This is a genomic window from Maribacter spongiicola (assembly GCF_052119685.1).
GTDB classification, from domain to species: Bacteria; Bacteroidota; Bacteroidia; order Flavobacteriales; family Flavobacteriaceae; genus Maribacter; species Maribacter spongiicola_A.
Map to the genome: position 1 here is coordinate 319,577 of NZ_JBGQOO010000001.1, position 18,428 is coordinate 338,004.

An 18,428-nucleotide genomic window follows, 5' to 3' on the forward strand; every position below is an offset into this window, starting at 1 on the left:
GAATACCTACGAAGTAATTTAAAGAGGGTTTGGTTTTAAATGTAAAAAAATAAAAAAACGCCCAAGAATCAGTAAATACCGACCCTTAGGCGTTCAAATATTTTATTAATTGTTTTCTAGAAATCGAACTTATACGTTGCGCCCCCCAAAACTTGAATACCTTGCACTTGAAAATTTGCCCAACGTTGGTAATCGTTATTAGAAAGGTTAGCTCCCTTTATAAAGAAAGACCATTGATCTGTGTAGCGATACCCGATATGCGCATTGGCATCGAAAAATCCGTCTAACGTAATGATAGTAGCAGGAATTCCATTACCCGGAACCGCTTGAACACCCGTTGGCAAGAAATCTTCACGCTCACCAACATAAAATAGGTTAACACCTGCATACCACTTTTCACCTATTTGGTAATCCATAAACAGTGATCCTTTTAAATTTGGCAAGTTCCACGCTGGGTTACCGGTTTCGGTACTATAATCATAAATTTCAGCATTTACACCTAATGTAAAATTTCTATTTACATCAATATTCAGCTCACCAAAAACACCCAAGGTCTTGATGTCATCGTAAAATACTTGAAACGAATTTCCTAAGAAATACCCGTTAGAATCGCTTCGCGAATCATTTACCGAATTCAATATAAATAGTGGTTTTCTATTCTCTGCAGCGTACGAACCTTTTAAATTATAGCTCAAATTTGGTAATAACTGACCTTTAAAACCTACATAGGCATTGTATTGACTATCGGTCGGCACTATATTCAATGTCGGTGACACAAACGGATTCGCCTCTACATAATCGTAATATGAATTTTGTTTCAACTCCCCTGTTACTCCTCCATAGGCAATTACAGATTCATCTAATAATCTATAAGATGCCGTTACTGCTGGGTAGATATAAAAATTACTTTCGCTATTCTCTATATCCATACTGTACACTAAATTTACGCCTAGGTTCAATGAAAGATCATCACGAAGCATTTTTAAAGACGGATTAATACCCGCTTGTAATTGACTATAATTAATTGGCGCAGTATTTACCGAGGCATTACCCCAATCATTGGTAAAACTACCACCTACATAATCAGCTTTCACTTTAATATTCAAAGCTTCTTCATTCACAGGAAACTCAAATCCGGAGTTGAAAATAATTCTATTCTCACCAGAACTTAATGCATCAAAGAATCTTCGGTATTTTAAATCGGCTCTTTTAAAGTAAGCGTCTTCTATGTTAATATGACCACCAACTTCGCCCATGTAGTAATTTTGGCGTTCGTTTATTCCGCTTAATTCCGTTTCGCTAAACCTACCTGGTTCTATTCCGTACCAATTATACAATTGATGTTGTAGTCCAATTGCAGCTCCCCAATCTAAATCTCGATCACGTTTCGCGTAAGACGCATCTAATTTGGTATCATAAAAGGTATCGTTTAGTTCTACACCATTGATGCCACCACGAGAAGATAAATGGTTAAAACCAATATCAAAATTCTCATCTCTATTAATAGTTCTACTGGTATAAAATTCACCTAACACATTACCATAAGATCCAGCGCCTAAAGAGGCATACGAATTATACAATACTGGTGGTGGCAGCCTTTCTACCTTAGATGCCGTGCCTTTGTTCGGTGTAAATGTAGATGCCACAGGTACCGAAAAAATACTATAGTTAATAGGTTTCTTCTGTAAAACGATAGAATCGTTCATATTCGGAACCGACTTAATTTTAAATGCATCGGAAACAGTTGGCGTGTATGCTTTAGTAACCGTTACGGTTTCTGTACCCAAATCTTTTTCCTCTTCTTGAGCAAAAACAACCTGAAAGCCAAGTGTTAAAAATATAAGCGCAAATATATGTTTGTTGTACATAGGTGTTCTTTTTCTGGTGTACGTGAATTTTTTAATTAGGGTCAACCGATGAGTTACTTTTCGCCTCTTTCGATTTTATAATAGCAAGCTCTGCTCTAGCCTCTGCAACAATTTCTGGGTATTGACTAAAATTGGTAATTACACTTTCTAGTATGTATGTAGCTTGGTAAGCATCATTTAAAGCATAATAATTTTTAGCCATCAATACTAAACCTTTACCGCCCCATTCTTTGTAAGCCGCATAATCTTTAGCCAATTTTTGCACAGCAATATTAGAGTTCTCGTAAGACCCCTCTTTATGCTCAAAATAGGCGTTATAGTATAATGCTTCTGGAGCCGTTGCGCCCGATGCTATTTGTAACACCTGTGCATATGCTGATTTTGCTTTAGCCTCATCATTAGTTGCAATGGCCGACCTAGCGATCATAATATGCGCATCGCTCTTAATTCTGTTATCAATATTTGAAGTTGCCAATACCTTATCGGCGTATTCTATAGTCTTCGGATAATTCTTTTCTCCGTAATACCCTTTCATTAAGTTAGAGCGCGCAAAAGTTCTGTTCTGTTGAATGTTCGCCTGACTCTCTAATTTCAACAAATATGGTAAAGCGATGCCGTAATCATCTTTAGAGATATACACCTCACAAACACGCGTTAATGCTTGTTCTGCATATTCGCTAGTGCTTCTATCGGCAACATATTTATAATATGGCAATGCAGATTCTTTTTCCCCTTTTCCGAAGTACAATTGTGCTAAACTAAAATTAGCATCGACCGCATGTAACCCAGTCGGGAATTGTTGAATGTAATTTTTGTATCCTTTTATAGCGGCATCAACATCACCTTCTAAATTCTGCTTTTGCGCAGCATCGAAAGTGACATTGTCCAATTCGGCATCGGTAACCTCAACAAAATCGAGCGTTCGAACCCATTCTGCATATTCGTTTACCTTACCCATATCTACATAGACCAATTTTGCCGTAGCAACCGCTTGTATCGCTTCTTGCGTTTTTGGAAAATCGCGAACAACCGTTTTAAACTTAGCCAAAGCAGCTTCGTTTCTAGCGGCATTATAATTTACCAATCCCTGTCTCATTAATGCCTGTGGCACCAATGAACTACCTCTGTATTCACTGATCAAACGATCATAAGCTTCCAGACCTTTATTCTCTTGCCCTTGCGAAACATAGGTATTGCCTAATTCGAATAAAGCATCATCTTTAAAACTTGATCTTGGGTATTGGTTTACAAATTCCTCTAAATTTTCTATTTTGCTCGCACCTCTATCCACATAACCATAGCTCATTGCTTTTTGGTAGAAAGCATAATCTTTCTCTGGTCCTGTTAATGACAATGCTTTATTATACGTCTCTATAGCAGGCCAGTATTTACTGGTTGCGTAATAGCTATCGCCTAACCTTATTAAACCATCATGTAATTTCTCAACTTCTGCATTGCCATTGGCAGTAAATGCGTTGAAAAAGGTAATGGCATTGTTATAATCTTTCTGTTTAAAATATCCGTATGCCAAGTTATAATCAATATCTGCATACATTTCTGTATTTTTTGCCGAGGTATTACTCTTAAATGCGGTATACCCATTTACTGCCTCGACAAAACGATTAGATAGGTAATCAGATTCCGCTTTCCAATAATTGGCTCTTGCTTTAAACAGCATATCTTCTGCACTGCCCAACGATTTGCCAAAATTCTCTGAAGCGGCATTATAATCACCCTCCATAAAAAGCTCAATACCTCTATAATAGGCTACTTTTTGATACACCGATTTACTTGCGTAATTTTTATTCTCTTCAAGCAACTTCATGGCACCGGCGAAGTTCTTTGACGTTATGTATGAATCTACCAGCAAGGTCTGCATCTCATCTTGATGCTCATCTTTCGGGTAGGTCTTTAAGTAATTCGTAATTACCTGCGGAACAGGTTCATAGGCATTACCGACTTCATAACTTAAACGCGCATAATTCAAAAATGCATCTTTCTGTATTTCGGCGCTATAGTCCATTTGAGAAGCATTACGGAAAGCGTTTAAAGCTTCCTGCTTTTTATCAAGCTTCAAATAACATTCTGCCAAATGATAATATGCATTTTGTGAAACGCTGTTGGTACCCCCAATAATTTTATTGAATTGGGCAATGGCATTGGCATAATCGCCACCTTTATAATAGGCATATCCTAAGTAATAATAATCTGTATTACTCCATTTGCCACCTTTACCGTTGTATTCTGTTAAATAAGGAATCGCATTTTGATATTGCTTCAAGTTAAAATAACTCTCCCCTATAATTTTGTTCAATTCAGAAACCTCTTTACGATCCGCTTTAGGCAGTTGTTTTTTCGCCAAGGCAATCGCCTCATCGAATTTGCCTAACTTAAAATTCATGTCTGCTTGATAGTAGCTCAATTTCTCTTCTAACAGATCTTGATCTGTAATCTGATCAAAACGTTGGTTTGCCGTTTCATAATCATCTTCTTGATATGAAATATACCCCAAGTAGTATTTTGCCTGAGATCCGTAAACCTGCGAATTCGTTACTTTTTCAAGGTACTTTTCTGCTTCTTTTGTTTTACGTGATGAGAATAAAGAGTAGCCATAATTGAAGTTAAACTTATCCATCTCGCCACGAGAAAGCGAATTCTGATCTACCATATCGTACCATTTTAATGCATACGGATATTTACCTGTTTGAAAGTAATATTCTGCCACATCGGCAAATGCTGAATTTCGTTTGGTAGAAGTTGGGTGTTTTTCCACAAAATCTTCCATCAAACGGTCTGCACCCATTTGGTTTAGGCGTACTGCCGCATTTGCAGCGTAGTAAGCACTATTGGCAGCGGTCTCCTCATCTTTTGTAGATACTTTGACCTTCTCAAAAATGGTCTGTGCCGCTTGGTATTGTTCGTTGTTGTAAAGCGCGAGCGCGTCTTGAAATGCTTTCTGTTCGTGGGTATAGATCTTAGACTCTTGGGCACTGGTCAAAGCGACCAAACCGAATACCAATGGAATAAAAGCGGTGATTTGTTTAAGCATAGTGTTCTGTAACTATTTAGAATTACCGTTATCACATGTGATAACGGCAAAAATTGTACCTAAGTATGTATAATACTCATACAAAAGAAAAGATTTTGAAAAAGGGTTCTTTAATATCAAATGGAACTTATTACTTTTATATCAACATTTGCGTTATGGAAGAGATTGTTTTAGAACTTAAGGATGCCTCTATTTTTCAAAAAGAGAGCTTGGTGCTGAGTGAAGTGAGTTTAAAAATTGCAAAAGGCGAATTTGTTTACCTTATTGGCAAGACCGGAAGCGGCAAAAGTAGCTTCATGAAAACCCTGTATGGTGATCTACCCTTGCAAAAAGGTGAAGGTCATGTTGGTGAATTCAATCTTAAGACTTTAAAGGAAAGCGAAATTCCGTTTTTACGTAGAAAATTAGGAATCGTTTTTCAAGATTTTAAACTACTACCAGACCGAAATATCAACCAGAATATGTTTTTTGTACTGAAAGCTACTGGCTGGACGGATAAGGCAAAAATGGATACCCAAGTTTCTAATGTACTTGAAAAAGTAGGCATGAAAACCAAGGGGTTTAAATTTCCACATGAACTTTCTGGCGGAGAACAGCAACGTATTGCCATTGCCCGTGCCTTATTAAATGATCCAGAATTGATTATTGCCGATGAGCCTACCGGAAACCTTGACCCACAAACTAGTGTAGAGGTCATGAAGGTATTGCAAGAAATCAATAAAGCTGGCAGAACCATATTGATGGCAACACATGATTACGCATTGATATTGAAATTCCCATCTAAAACTATTAAGTGCGATGCCAATAAGGTATTTGAGGTGGTGCAAAGGGCGGTTTAGCAATACAGTTTATGCCAAAGATTGAAATTAGAACAGAGATAAATGCAAAAAAAGAAATTGTCTTTGACTTATCGCGGAGTATAGACCTTCATAAAATTTCTACAAAACATACAAACGAAGAAGCTATAGCAGGAGTTACCAGCGGACTAATTGGTTTAAATGAATCGGTAAGTTGGCGCGCTAAGCATTTTGGAATTTACCAAATTCTTACTTCTAAAATAACCGAATTTGATTACCCTGTTTTCTTTTCTGATGAAATGGTAAATGGCGCTTTCAAAAAATTTAGGCATGAACACCATTTTAAAAACACTATTAATGGAACATTAATGATTGACTATTTTGATTACCAATCACCGTTGGGGTTTTTAGGGAAATTGGCAAATTCATTATTCCTAAAAAAGTACATGACAAACTTGCTAGAGAAACGAAATTCCACAATTAAAGAATTTGCTGAATCTGATAAGTGGAAACAAATAATTCAAGAATAAATAGTATACTCATATACCTAGAGTTACTCTTAAATTAGCATAAATACTCATTACATGATCATAGACGTACATACACACATCAACAACTATCACGAAGATAGAGTAGTGTCATTAAACGAAAGTTTAGATAAGCTTTCTGATAATATGGCAGCAAATAATATTGATTATTCTCTGGTGCTTACCTCGTACAAAGTCAATGAACACAGACCTAGCACCAAACAAGTGGTAGAGGCTGTAAAAGGATACGACAATTTAGGTGTAGTATCGGGCATTAGCTATTTACATTACAACCATAGAGATGTAATAGAGATTAGCGATTACCTTGACAAAGGATTCATTAAAGGCTTAAAATTCTATCCTGGTTACGAGCCATTTTATCCGAATGATATTCGATTTAAACTAATGTATGAAATGGCAATTGAGTATGATGTGCCTGTAATGTTTCATTCTGGCGACACCTATGCCCCTACCGGAAAAATAAAATACTCCCACCCTATTCATATCGATGATTTGGCGGTTGATTATCCAGAGTTAAAAATCGTTATTTGCCATGTGGGTAACCCGTGGATCAAAGATTGTATGGAGGTCGTTTACAAAAACAAAAACGTTTACGCAGATATATCAGGATTGGTTTTAGGTGATTTCTCCGATAAGTTTGAACGCTACATGAAAAAGGAAATAGAAGAAATGATTACCTATGCTGGTGACCCACGATATCTTCTTTATGGAACGGACTGGCCTATTTCTAACATGAAATCGTACTTGAAATTCATGGGCCAATTAGACTTAACTGACGAAAAGAAAGAATTGATTCTCTGGAAAAATGCCGCTGAACTTTTTAAGATTGATGTGAGTAAGTTAAAATAGCTGTTGGCTTTACATTGCTTTTGGTTTTTGGCTTTTGACTTTTGGCTAAATAAAAAGTAAATTTCAACTAAGATATTTTATTATAATATTATCACAGCGGTTAGCGCATAACGTACCTCCAAAAAACCCTTCCATGAAAAACCCTGAAAAAGACCGTTTGGCCCAACAACATACCAAAGAAAAAGACTGGTTAAAATGGGGTCCCTATTTAAGTGAACGCCAATGGGGTACGGTACGTGAAGATTATAGTGCAGTTGGCGATGCTTGGAACTATTTTCCGCATGACCATGCCAGAAGTCGTACTTTTCGTTGGGGCGAAGATGGTATAGCAGGTATTAGTGATCGCTATTGCAACATGTGTTTTAGTATCGGTTTATGGAACGGAAAAGATCCTATATTAAAAGAGCGCCTTTTTGGCTTAACAGGTCCGCAGGGTAATCATGGTGAAGATGTAAAAGAGTTGTATTACTATTTAGAGAATACGCCCTCGCACTCGTACATGAAGTATTTGTACAAGTATTCTCAGAAAGAATATCCGTACAATCAACTGATTAATGAAAATCAAAAACGGAATCGAAAAGAGCTAGAATTCGAGATATTGGATACCGGTATTTTTGATGATAACACCTACTTCGATGTTAGCACAGAATATGCAAAAGCTGACGAAACCGATATTCTTATTCAGATTACCATTACTAACAGAAATTCAAAACCGGCTCCCATAACTTTATTGCCGCAATTAGTAATTCGTAATCATTGGACATTTAAAAAAATGTCTAGAAAACCGGTAATGGGCACCGTTAAAAAGGGCAAAGACACTTCTGTATTCATTGATCACCCGTATGTTGGCAAGTATAATTTCTATTTTCAGCCAACAGAAAAGTTATTATTCACCGAAAACGAAACCAACAGAGAGAAGGTTTATAAAGATAGGAATGAACATCCATTTAAGAAAGATTTGTTCCACACTGCCGTATGCAATAATGATTTCGAATTAGCAACAAAAAATAATTCAGGTACCAAATTTGCCCCGCTCTATCAAGTCATTTTAGATGGTGGCGAATCAAAAACCTTTCAGCTTCGCCTAACCGAAGAAACCATTGATACACCTTTTGCAGACTTCGATTCCATATTCAAAAAGAGACGAAAAGAATGTGATATCTTTTATGACAATATCGCCCCAAAAGCGACAGAAGACCGGAAGGCAATTTTAAAACAAGCATTTGCAGGTTTACTTTGGACGAAGCAATACTATAACTACGAAGTTGAAAAATGGCTAGAAGGTGACTATAAAACCACTCCGCCGCCAAAAGAAAGATTAGATGGCCGTAATAGCCATTGGAAAACCTTACGCAATCACGATATACTTTCGATGCCAGATGCATGGGAATATCCTTGGTATGCTGCATGGGATTCTGCTTTTCATTGTGCATCGTTCGCTTCTATCGACCCAGAGTTTGCGAAAGACCAGTTACTATTGTTTACCAAAGAATGGTACATGTCGCCTAATGGGCAAATACCAGCTTATGAATGGAATTTTAGTGATGTGAATCCGCCAGTACAGGCATGGGCGACACTAAAAATTTATGGTACCGATAAATCTATTACCGGCGTACCAGATATTAAGTTCTTAAAAAGAATGTTCAACAAACTATCGCTCAACTTTAACTGGTGGGTAAATCGTTTAGACAGAAATGACAATAATGTTTTTCAAGGCGGATTTTTAGGACTAGATAATATTGGAGTTTTTGATCGCAGCCATGGCGTGCCGGGTGGTGGTATATTAGATCAAGTAGATGGTACCGCTTGGATGGCCATGTACAGCTTGAATATGCTTGAAATCAGCTTACGTATTGCCGAACATGACGATTCTTATGAAGATATGGCGACCAAGTATTTCGGTCATTTTGTATTCATTGCAGAAGCTTTGAACAAAATGGATACCGATAAAGCCAATACTTGGGACGACGCCGAAGGTTTCTTCTATGATCGTTTAATTTTACCTAACGGGCAATCGACCACAATAAAAGTGAGATCTATAGCCGGCATGTTATCATTGGCGGCCGTACTTACTATTAAGAAAAGTGTACTAGACAAATTCCCGAAATTCAAGGCAAGTGTTCTTTGGTTTAAAAAATACCGTGCAGAGACACTTAAATATGAGGTTATTCAGCAGTATGAAGAAAATGGTGATCTTTTATTGTCTTTGGTTCCAAAAGACAGAATGCAAAAATTGGTTGCCGCACTTTTAGATGAAAAAGAATTTTTGAGCGACTATGGTATCAGATCTTTATCCAAGGTGCACGAGAAAGCATATCAAATTCATATCGCTGGAGTAGATTATTCTATCGATTACGAACCTGCAGAATCTACCGTATCGCTCTTTGGAGGTAATTCTAACTGGCGCGGACCTATTTGGATGCCCATGAACTACCTATTTATTCAAGCATTACGTGAATACCAATGGTATGATGGCAATGATTTTCTTTTTGAATACCCAACGGGAAGCACAAAACTGCTAAATCTAAAACAAGTTAGCGATGAATTAAGCAAGCGTCTTATAAAAATGTTCGAGAAAGATGCCAATGGCAACCGTGCAATCAACAAGAACTACGAGAAATACTACCAAGATCCTAATTTTAAGGATTTGATTTTATTCTACGAGTATTTTCATGGAGAAAACGGTCGTGGTTTAGGTGCAGCCCATCAAACAGGTTGGACGGCCTTAGTCGCCAACCTAATTGAACAGCTAGACGAAAAATAGTTCTAATTCACTATCATAAAAGTTAAGATACCGGCAATGTAGCCAATAAACGCCAGCAGCGATATATTCTTTAGGTACCACATAAAATCAATTTTAAGGATGCCCATTATGGCGACACCAGCTGCTGATCCAATGATAAGAATACTACCGCCCGTACCAGCACAAAAAGCTAGTAGTTCCCAGAAATCTGAATCTGGCGGATATGTTTCTAGACTATACATACCCATAGTACCTGCAACCAATGGCACGTTATCTACAATAGAAGACAAAATCCCTATGATGGAGTTAACCGCATAGATACTATCAAAATTAGCATCTAACAATCGAGAAATATCGGCTAAATGCCCGGCGGACTGTAGTGCCCCAACCGCCACTAATATTCCTAAAAAAAATAGAATACTTGGTGTGTCTATTCTTCTTAATACATTAGAAATTGCTAAGGTTTTCTTTTCTTCGATAGTCTTGTTTCTGTGTAAAATTTCGGTGGTTATCCAAACTAAGCTCAACCCTAACAGAACACCCATAAATGGTGGCAAATGGGTTATAGTTTTAAATATTGGTACGAATAATAGCGCACCAATACCTATAGAAAACACAAGGTTTTTATCAAAATTACTGACCTCAAATCCGTGAGAATACACATCATCAATTTCTGTAGATTTAGCGATATCGCCTTTAAATCGAAATGACATAATTGTCAAAGGCACTAACAAACACACCAAACTTGGCAAGAATATTTCTTTAATAATATGCATGGCGGTTACCTGACCACCGATCCAAAGCATAATGGTGGTTACGTCGCCAATAGGTGACCAAGCACCACCTGCGTTGGCGGCAATAATTAAAAGTCCCGCGAACATCCACAAATCTCTTTTTTCATGTATGAGCTTACGAAGTAAGGCAGACATTACAATTGCCGTTGTAAGGTTATCTAATGCAGCAGATAGAAAGAAGGTCAATAGACACAAAATCCACAATAACTTTACACGATTGGTGGTCTTGATCCTATCTGTAATTACAGAAAACCCTTCATGGGCATCGATAATTTCGACAATGGTCATAGCCCCTAATAAGAAAAATAAAATTTCTGCAATTTCGCCTAAATTCTCTCGTAGACTTTCGGTTACAAAATGTATAGATTCATTACCTGGCATATCGGCAATAAACACATCTCGACCCAGAATATAAACAACCCAACACAAGGTACCCGTTAGTAAAGCCGTGGCGGCCTTATCAATTTTGACGGTGTGTTCTAATGCAATAAAAAAATATCCAACAACAAAAACAGCGAGTAGCGTTAAATACATGGCAATTAATTAAAAGTTAGCATCAGAAAAACCTAAACCGTATTCTTCGGTAGGGTATAAAATTCCTTTTTCCAATCTAAATATAGAATGATAAGGATCATCAATAATATCTAAATGTCCGTCTAAATCCGCATACACGATATTCGGTCTAGATAGGGCAAAATGTAAACCTGCAGCAATACCCAATCCGCATTCATCTATACAACCTACCATAGCATCTAATTTAGCCGCTTTTGCTACAGAATTAATATGCATACCTACCCAAATACCACCAACTTTCTGCAACTTAATATTCACCATATCTACACGCTCGTTCTGTGCTAAGCGAAAAGCATCGGTCAATGTTTTTAAGCTCTCATCTGCCATTACGGGTATGCTTACCAAATCGGTTACTTCGCCCAATCGTTCTTCTGCTTCTACTTTCGTAGGTTGCTCAAATATTTCGATACCTATAGCAGCTGTAGCTTTTACAAAATCTACAGATTCTTTAACAGAGTAGCCTTGGTTACCATCGAAACGTAATTCTATATTAGGATACTTTTCATGAATCATTCTCATTTTGGCGATATCCTCTTCAAGATTAGAACCGCCTTTTATTTTCAAGATGGTAAAACCTTGTTTTACATATTCACTGGCATACGACAAGGTATCATCAATACCCATAATACCAATAGTAATACTCGTAGCAATGTGGTCACGAAAACCGCCTAAAAACTTGTACAAAGGCACCTCAGCTTTTTTAGCCATAATATCGAATAAAGCTAAATCAACCATCGCCAATGCCGACGACCGTCTACCCAACAATTCTTTTAACTCCAACAACAACAAGGCGTATGTAAACGGATCTTTACCCAACAAATAGGGAATAATTATATTTTTTATTGCTTGAGTAACATCACCTGGCGATTCATTGGTAACCACAGGATCAGGTGCTGCACAACCATAACCCACAATTCTGGTATCGGTTTCAACCTTTAAAATAAAATTACTGGTACGGTCAATCGTTTCGTAAGCAATAGTATAGGGGTCTGATAGTTTAAGATCTAAACGCTCAAAAGAAATATTGGTTATTCTCATTTAATTTTCTCCATTAGAAGTGAGATCAAATCATCTGCCCCGTATTCTAACACATCAAAAGCGGGTAGTTTAGTTTCTAAGGTAATAGCCTTACAAACATCAAGTATTTCACTTTTATCCATGTCTTCATGATTTATGGTAATCGCAATCACTTCTTTACCGGAAATAACCTGAATCGCATTAATTTGCTCTGCTAAAGAGTGCATTTTATACCCAGGGAATCCGTCGTACTCTACTCTTTTTGGTGCATGTTGTAAAATTACATAGTCTGGTCTACCGGCTGCAAGAATTTCAAATCCACCAGGGTAAGCAGGGTTCATTAAACTCCCTTGACCTTCAATAACAATAACATCTGGGTCTTCATTAGTATAGGCACTTACCACGGCATGTTCGATTTCACCTGAAACGAAATCGTTAATGCAGCTATCCATTACCATGCTGTATTTAGCACCTTGCATCCACCCTGTTTGTCCGGTTCCAATCATTTCTGCTTTTTTACCCGCATTACGAAATGCATGTACCAAAATCCAAGCAGTAGTCCGTTTACCTAAGGCAGAATCCGTTCCTAAAACCGCTAATTTTAAGCAGTCAACTTTTTCAATATCACCTGTAAAAAAGTGCAATTGATCACGATCGGGCGTCTTTCTAATATCTCTGATCTTAACATTCTTCTCTTTGGCCAAAGCCACAAGTTCAGGATCATTGGTCAAGAAATCATGCAAACCACTATCAACGTTCCAACCCTGTTGTAAAGCTGCTTTAATGGTCGCTTTCGCTACTTTTGGCAATCTACCACCATCTGGCGCAAGACCGATTACCAAGTAGGTTGGCAAATTTTGACTCGCAGTCAAGGCAACAATGGCAGACGCTAAATCTTTATAAACAGGAATACCGTTCGGCTTACCATCTAACACATCACCGGCATCTCTGCCCGCATATTTTTCATCTAAAACACCTACTACTTCGTAACGCTCTGTAAAGCGAACCAGCCCATGGGCTGTTTTACCATTCGGAGTATTAAATGCTCCCTCACAATATACTAGTGCCTTACCGTCAATAACTTTTTTCATCTATTTATTTAATTTTTTGCAGTGAGCACGGCCACGAAGCGGTCAGGCTCAAAATTCATTTTTTCGTCTAATTGTAGAAGTCCGATTAAACCCGCTGTCGATGCCGGTAAAATTCGAAATCCTTCCTTTTTATATAAAAGAGAAGTCATCTCTTTCAATTTTTTATCACTGATATTAAAAGCTTCACCTTCCGATTCTTGCAAAGCATATAATGCCTCTTCCCCATCGAAACTATGCCAATTAATTAGAGGTTCATTGTACTTCGTTTCCTTAATTGCTGCCGGATTCAAATCCTTACAATGATCTAATCCTAATAAAAAAGACTCCACGATCGGGTTCTTGTGAGATGATGATGCGGCAATCATTTTAGGTATACGAGAAGTTTTTCCTCTTTTATACAGATTTACGAATCCGCGATAAATACCGGCAAACAATGTTCCGTTAGAAACAGGTACCGCACAGTACTTTGGCGCATCGCCTAAATCTTCGAAAATTTCTTGAGCTATTTGAGCATAGGCCGATATTTGTAACGGAGTGTTGGCTCCACCAGGATTGGCATCGTACCAACCATGTTCTGCTGCCAATCTCGAACTCTCGGTCACCACATCTTCATAACTACCAGGAATACGAATAATCTCTGCACCCAAGCTTTCCATTTCAACCACACGATCGGTATGGTAACTTTCTGGAATATATATTTTACAATCAATACCCGCCAGATCAGATGCCAGAGCCATTGCCACACCGTAATTACCACATGTAGCTAAACTGACAACAGAAAATTCGCGACGCAGGGCATCGTAAAGTTGTGCAAAGGCAATTCGATCTTTTTGTGTGCCGGTTGGGTTGTCCCCTTCATATTTAAGATATAGTTGACGCAAATTAAACTCACGTTCTAAAGTTTTGGCGCGGTGTAAACCCGTATCTCCTACTTCTAAACTTATAATATCTTCGAAACACTCTAAGCGATCTACTAAAGATTTACTTGTATCTTTAACCATATCGCTAAGTTTACGTGCCTCTGCAGACACTTTATTCTCAGCAGTTTTTACGCCGTCTTTAAGATTCATAAGCTAGGTTATATTCCATTTTTTAAGGTACAGTAATTAAATTAATAATCCTTTTATAGTTTCGTAAACATTATACTAAAAAAAGGCACGCATAGGTAGTATATAATATGAAAATATTTAAAAAATTAACATAGAATTTTACGCTATATATGACGACAAGGCGTATTTGTTAGGTTATTTAAATAGTTACAAATAGCAAAAATTAACATTTTACTAATCTGTGCATAACCTAATTTTGACTACATTTTTAAACACCCAAAAATCAATGAGATCAACCCATGTCTTTTTTCTTTTTTCTATCCTATTTTGCGTAAACCTATTTGCACAAAATGAACTGCCTATTCGCATAGATAATGCAAAGATCAAACCTTTGCAAAAATTGTTAGACAGTTCGTTGCAAACCAGTTTACGAGATGAACTGGCATCGCACCCAGCATGGAACGACCTTATTATACAAAAGAAAATGGCGGTAGGTCTTGTTGACCTCAGCAACCCAGAGCAATTTCGTTTCGCCCGTGTAAATGGCAATCATATGATGTATGCCGCCAGTTTACCTAAAATAGCTATTCTTTTAGCAGCTATGGACGCTATTGAGAAAGGTGAATTAAAAGAAACCGCAGAAGTTAAAAAAGATATGCGCCTAATGATCAGTAAATCTGACAATGCCGCATCTACCAGAATGATCGACCGTGTAGGCTATGAAAAGCTTGAATCGGTAATGACAGATCCCAAATATGCCTTTTATGACGAGCAAAAAGGAGGCGGACTCTGGGTTGGTAAACGTTACGGCGGTGGTGGTAACACCAATCGTGAGCCACTAAAAAATCTAAGTCACGCTGCAACGGTTACACAAGTTTGTAGGTATTATTATTTATTGGCGAACGGTAAGCTAGTGAACCAAAAACGTTCTAAACAAATGTTGGATATTATGGAAGACCCAGAGTTGCACCATAAATTCGTAAATACGTTAGATAAGATTGCACCAAACGCCAGATTGTTCAGAAAATCAGGTTCTTGGCGCACCTACCACTCCGATTCTATATTGGTTTGGGGCGAGGACAGTAACAGAAGATATATTTTGGTTGCCTTGATCGATGATGCCAATGGTGAACAAATTATTAGAGATTTAGTGAAACCAATTGAAAAGGTGCTAAAAAAGCCTGTACTTTAGGTCTTGGAATACAGATTTCCATTTCTTGATGGTAGAAAGACTCATTAAAAAAATATTCGATGTACGTGAAGGCGAGTTCAAAGTTTCTCTTTGGATGCTCGCCTACATTTTTTTGGTCATTGCCGTTCTGCTTATTATTAAGCCCACGGTCAATGCCCTATTTCTTTCAGAATTAGGTATCGAACAATTACCATTTGCCTTTTTATTGGTAGCAATTACCGCAATTGCCACTTCTTATTTCTATTCAAAAGCGGTTGCAAAATTTCAGCTCAAAAAAGTAATCGAGGTTACTATTATAAGTTCTATAATTATTTTAATAGGCTTGGGCATACTGCTTTCCTTGGATGTCGTGAGTGGCGTGCTGTTGTACTTCTTTTATATCTGGGTGGCTATTTATGCCGTATTATCTGCATCGCAATTTTGGGTGTTGGCAAACTTGGTCTTTAATATTAGAGAAGCAAAACGATTGTTCGGCTTTATTGGATCAGGTGCCATTATCGGAGGTATTTTCGGCGGATACCTCACCTCTATTTTAGCACCACTAATTGGTAATGAAAATTTAATGTTCGTTGCCGCAATGCTCTTATTCTTCTGTATACCATTACTTAGAAAAATTTGGAATATACGAGTACTAAAAAATGGTAGCGTAAAAAAACATAAGTCGGCGACCAATATTTCAGAACCGCCCATAAAACTCATTTTAAAATCTAAGCACCTAACCTATATCGCGAGTATTGTTGCGGTGAGTGTGGTCGTTGCCAAATTAGTAGATTATCTATTTAGTGATTTTGCATCATCGGCCATAACCGATGCCGATGACCTTACTGCCTTTTTTGCTTTTTGGTTTTCGACATTTAACTTGTTATCACTGGTTATACAACTATTCTTTACCCATAGAATTGTGGGTATTTGGGGCGTTGGTTTTTCACTTCTTCTATTACCCATTGGTATTTTTGGCGGAAGCATTTTGTTTTTATTACTACCCGAACTTTCAGCAGTAGTGGTTATTAAGGCAATGGATGGAATACTAAAACAATCTATACATAAAAGTGCGTCGGAATTATTGACCCTACCGCTACCTTTCGATCTTAAAAACAGGACAAAATCGTTCATCGACGTTGTTGTAGATAGTTTAGCCACAGGTGTTGCCGGATGCCTTTTAATATTCGTAGTACGTGGTCTAGACCTACCGTCATTCTACATTGGTATTTTAATTATCGCCTTGGTATGTCTTTGGTTATACTTTATTTACAAAGTTAGAATTGAGTACTACAAAACCTTTAGAACCAATTTAGAGGTATTGACAGATAGTGGCAAGAAGACCAAAAAAATTACGCATTCTAAAGTATCTGTCGTTACGGGTATGCGTACCGTATTTAAAAGCGGTACCGAAGAGCAAATACTATTCATGCTTGATAAATTGATGGAAATTAATGACAAACGCTTTGCAGATGATGTGGAACTATTGTTAGAACACCCGAGCAATAAAGTAAAATTATCGGCCATACAGAACTTATACTTTTTAAACTCTAAAAGTATGACTGCCGAGGTCTCTGAACTATTAAAGATCGAAGATCGAGAATTGACCATTGCAACATTGGCTTATGTATTAAGTTTCGCGCATAAAGACAAATCGTATGTATTCGATGCTTATTTAGAACATTCAAATAAGCGAATTGCCATGGCAGCATTGTACTGCTTGGCGAGAGCCGCAAAAAATAATTATTCTTTAAAACAACGTTACGCGTTACTAGACCGCATTTCTGCGGCGCTAAAGAATATTGAAACCAACGAGAAAGACCTATCCTACGTAGAAGCGGTTATCGAAATATTAGGTGTGGCGAATATGCCCATTTTCTATAACAAACTTGTTGCCTTTTTAAACCATGATAATGAAGAAGTGGTCGTGACAACGATAAAGGCAATCGGCACCGCAACAGACCCTGCCATGGCGCAACATATCATTCCGTTTTTGGGGCAAAAAAATTACAGACCTACTGTTCTAGAAGGGTTTAAACTATACGGGCAACAGATTTTACCCGTGCTTCGCAAAAATGTACAGGAACGATTGCAACCTTTATCTGTACTGCGATTTATACCTGCTGCCATGCAATCTTTTCATTCTAAAGATGCTGTGCATCATTTATTGGCCATATTGACAGACAATGACCTTACGGTTCGCTTAGAAGTTGTTCGGGCACTGAGCGCCATACGGGCAACGCATCCGCAGTTAAAATTCAATCGCTATAAAGTGGTGTCGGTGATTTTTGATGAATGTAAATTGCATCATCAGACCTTGTCATCAATGCATACCCAAATTATTATATCGTACCGAAATAGAAACAAATCGAAGAAAGAAATCGGCGATGCAGAACGAGATGCAAGAACCAGTTTGTTAGAATTATTGGAACGCCGTTTAGATTCGGGACTAGAACGTATTTTTAAACTGTTAGGGTTACGCTACCAGCAAAAAGATGTAGCTATTGCGTACGAAGGTTTATTGAGCGAGAAACAAGAAGCGCAGCATAATGCCATCGAATTTTTAGACAATCTATTGACGGGAGAATTAAAGCGTAAACTGTTACCAATTATTGAAGAGTCTGCATTAGATATTTCATCTGAAGAAGAACTTCAAAAAATCAAACACAAAATACCGACAGAACTAGAATGCTTTAAACTGCTATTACAAAGTAACGACCTTAAAATTAAACTTGCGGTCTTATACCTAATAACGCAACAAAAAGAACCCCGATATTTAAGTATTGTCGAAAGCCTTCTTAATGATGAAGATCCTAAAATTAGGAGTTTTGCTTTAGAAGCACAACAAGCTATATCTGCTGAAGTATAAAGCAAAAAAA

At 37.6% G+C, this 18,428-nt stretch carries 12 protein-coding genes; 6 read left to right on the forward strand and 6 right to left on the reverse strand.

The window, feature by feature from the left end:
- Positions 1–116: 116 nt before the first annotated feature.
- Positions 117–1,868, reverse strand: a complete 1,752-nt coding sequence (locus ACEN2N_RS01290; RefSeq protein ID WP_441822640.1) for a TonB-dependent receptor — start codon at positions 1,866–1,868, stop codon at positions 117–119.
- A gap of 31 nt (positions 1,869–1,899) precedes the next feature.
- Positions 1,900–4,917: a tetratricopeptide repeat protein gene (locus ACEN2N_RS01295; RefSeq protein WP_441822641.1), complete on the reverse strand. Its 3,018-nt coding sequence runs from the start codon at positions 4,915–4,917 to the stop codon at positions 1,900–1,902.
- A 155-nt stretch (positions 4,918–5,072) separates the two neighbouring features.
- Here ACEN2N_RS01295 and ACEN2N_RS01300 point away from each other — a divergent pair, with 155 nt between their 5' ends.
- The 4 genes from ACEN2N_RS01300 (at position 5,073) to ACEN2N_RS01315 (ending at position 9,875) form a co-directional block, all read left to right on the forward strand.
- Positions 5,073–5,756 (forward strand): cell division ATP-binding protein FtsE, encoded by a 684-nt coding sequence (locus tag ACEN2N_RS01300; protein WP_441822642.1) that lies wholly within the window; start codon positions 5,073–5,075, stop codon positions 5,754–5,756.
- Positions 5,757–5,767: 11 nt separating this feature from the next.
- On the forward strand, positions 5,768–6,244 hold the full coding sequence (locus ACEN2N_RS01305; RefSeq protein WP_441822643.1) for an SRPBCC family protein: 477 nt from the start codon (positions 5,768–5,770) through the stop codon (positions 6,242–6,244).
- A 54-nt stretch (positions 6,245–6,298) separates the two neighbouring features.
- Complete coding sequence (locus ACEN2N_RS01310) at positions 6,299–7,111, forward strand: amidohydrolase family protein (protein ID WP_441822644.1); 813 nt, start codon at positions 6,299–6,301, stop codon at positions 7,109–7,111.
- Between the two features lie 133 nt (positions 7,112–7,244).
- Positions 7,245–9,875, forward strand: a complete 2,631-nt coding sequence (locus ACEN2N_RS01315; RefSeq protein WP_441822645.1) for an MGH1-like glycoside hydrolase domain-containing protein — start codon at positions 7,245–7,247, stop codon at positions 9,873–9,875.
- 2 nt (positions 9,876–9,877) lie between these two features.
- Here ACEN2N_RS01315 and nhaD read toward each other — a convergent pair whose 3' ends face one another.
- From nhaD to ACEN2N_RS01335, 4 genes are read right to left on the reverse strand one after another with little or no spacing between them, the layout of a single operon-like run.
- Entirely contained in the window at positions 9,878–11,182 is a 1,305-nt protein-coding gene (gene nhaD / locus ACEN2N_RS01320; protein ID WP_441822646.1) for a sodium:proton antiporter NhaD, read from the reverse strand.
- Between the two features lie 9 nt (positions 11,183–11,191).
- Complete coding sequence (locus ACEN2N_RS01325) at positions 11,192–12,259, reverse strand: mandelate racemase/muconate lactonizing enzyme family protein (protein ID WP_441822647.1); 1,068 nt, start codon at positions 12,257–12,259, stop codon at positions 11,192–11,194.
- Positions 12,256–13,329 (reverse strand): DUF1611 domain-containing protein, encoded by a 1,074-nt coding sequence (locus tag ACEN2N_RS01330; RefSeq protein ID WP_441822648.1) that lies wholly within the window; start codon positions 13,327–13,329, stop codon positions 12,256–12,258. Before ACEN2N_RS01330 ends, ACEN2N_RS01325 begins: the two co-directional genes overlap by 4 nt.
- A gap of 8 nt (positions 13,330–13,337) precedes the next feature.
- The gene (locus ACEN2N_RS01335) at positions 13,338–14,399 is read right to left on the reverse strand and encodes a pyridoxal-phosphate dependent enzyme (RefSeq protein WP_441822649.1); all 1,062 of its coding nucleotides are present in this window, start codon (positions 14,397–14,399) and stop codon (positions 13,338–13,340) included.
- Between the two features lie 265 nt (positions 14,400–14,664).
- On the opposite strand from ACEN2N_RS01335, the gene ACEN2N_RS01340 reads away from it, so the two are divergent.
- Both ACEN2N_RS01340 and ACEN2N_RS01345 read left to right on the forward strand, forming a co-directional pair.
- Positions 14,665–15,570: a serine hydrolase gene (locus ACEN2N_RS01340; protein WP_441822650.1), complete on the forward strand. Its 906-nt coding sequence runs from the start codon at positions 14,665–14,667 to the stop codon at positions 15,568–15,570.
- 25 nt (positions 15,571–15,595) lie between these two features.
- Positions 15,596–18,418, forward strand: a complete 2,823-nt coding sequence (locus ACEN2N_RS01345) for an Npt1/Npt2 family nucleotide transporter (RefSeq protein ID WP_441822651.1) — start codon at positions 15,596–15,598, stop codon at positions 18,416–18,418.
- The last annotated feature ends 10 nt before the right edge of the window (positions 18,419–18,428 follow it).